2 protein-coding genes, 1 tRNA gene and 1 pseudogene are annotated in these 853 nt (G+C 33.9%); 1 reads left to right on the top strand and 3 read right to left on the bottom strand.

Annotation, left to right across the window (positions count from 1 at the left end; all coding sequences use genetic code 11):
* Both BD31_RS11090 and BD31_RS02480 read right to left on the bottom strand, forming a co-directional pair.
* Window positions 1-132 (bottom strand): eS6 family ribosomal protein (locus tag BD31_RS11090; protein WP_008298073.1); only part of this gene is annotated, 132 nt, incomplete at its 3' end.
* Between the two features lie 197 nt (window positions 133-329).
* A complete protein-coding gene (locus tag BD31_RS02480) occupies window positions 330-503 on the bottom strand; it encodes a zinc ribbon domain-containing protein (RefSeq protein ID WP_008298075.1) in 174 nt (57 codons plus the stop codon).
* A gap of 53 nt (window positions 504-556) precedes the next feature.
* Here BD31_RS02480 and BD31_RS02475 point away from each other — a divergent pair.
* A tRNA-Gly gene (locus BD31_RS02475) sits at window positions 557-630 on the top strand.
* Here the strand turns inward: BD31_RS02475 and BD31_RS09775 are convergent.
* Window positions 631-846, bottom strand: a pseudogene (locus BD31_RS09775) (tetratricopeptide repeat protein); the annotation flags it as partial.
* Between the last annotated feature and the right edge of the window lie 7 nt (window positions 847-853).

Below are 853 nucleotides of genomic sequence, written 5' to 3'. Positions count from 1 at the left end.
CAATCCTACAATTGCAGCATCAGTTTCATTTCCCAGTTGTAATCCCAATAACGCATTAGCATCATTATCTTTGAGTTCTTTTGAAACTGATTTTCCTTTAATGTCTGATATTGTAAGTTTGAAATTTGCCAATTATTCCAAAAAAAAGTTGTAGGACTAATTAACCTTTGGACATTATTTTTAAATTAAGATTAACAAAGATAGGCATGACAGAAGATATCAGATGTCCACGATGCGATAGTAAAATGGTGGACATGCAAGCTTGTCATATGTTTTGTCCCAATTGTGGAGCTCATTTAGATTGTTCAGATAAAGGGAATTACTGGTAGCTAAATTCCAGGTCTGTCAGGAATATATTCAGATGACATATTGATTGCCTGATCTTTCATAATTTCAAGATACGAATCATAGTCTGCTTCAAAGTTACAGTGAGGACATTTCACTAAAGTAATATCATCATCTAATTTTGCAACTTTTTCACATTCAGGACAACGTGCATCCATATCATGGTTTTACCAATTAAGATATTTAATCATAGTTACTGAGTATCTTCTAGGCGGAGTTTGTCTAGCCTGGTAAGATGTCAGCTTCCCAAGCTGAAGGTCGCGGGTTCAAATCCCGCACTCCGCATTATAATTCACGTATTGCTTGTTCTATTATTCCTCTATCAGAAGCTTTTGGAGAATATTTCAAATATGTTTTTAGATCCTCTTTAGCGTCAGAATTTTTGTTTAGTTTCTCTCTAAGATAAGCACGGTTTTTGTAAATTTTTGCAGATCTTTTTGGATTGATTTCGATGGCTTTAGTGTAATACTCTTCAGCTTTTTGAAATTGATTTGTTTTCAGTTAGTAA

Origin of the sequence: Candidatus Nitrosopumilus salarius BD31, assembly GCF_000242875.2 — an archaeon.
In the GTDB taxonomy this organism is placed as follows: Archaea; Thermoproteota; Nitrososphaeria; order Nitrososphaerales; family Nitrosopumilaceae; genus Nitrosopumilus; species Nitrosopumilus salarius.
This window is presented reverse-complemented; position numbering and strand designations above follow the sequence as displayed.